The following is a 275-nucleotide window of genomic DNA, read 5'->3' on the forward strand; positions in this document are numbered from 1 at the left end:
CGCGCCGCCTACGTTGACGGAATCACAGGCACGGCCACTTTCGCGCTGCGGCGGGAAGCCTTCCTGGAAGAGGCCCAAGCGTGCGGGCTTGCAGTTGATGCGGCCCACGTCATCAGCACAGCGATCGACGTCGGTGCTGCCGCCGCTGCCTTTGCCCAAGCGTGGCAGGGCTGGAAGCGTGAGGGGGTGACCGCCGTCGTATGTGGCACGGACACGCACGCCTACGGGGTGCTGCAGGAAGCGCGCGTGGAAGGTGTGCGCATTCCCGAAGAGTT

1 protein-coding gene is annotated in these 275 nt (G+C 66.9%); it reads left to right on the plus strand.

The genetic code is table 11. From position 1 onward, the window contains the following. Nucleotides 1-275: substrate-binding domain-containing protein (locus SB847_RS20960; protein WP_410578532.1), on the plus strand; the 275-nt coding region annotated here is incomplete at both ends.

The organism is Bacillus sp. SIMBA_026 (genome assembly GCF_046535335.1).
GTDB classification, from domain to species: Bacteria; Bacillota; Bacilli; order Bacillales; family Bacillaceae; genus Bacillus; species Bacillus velezensis.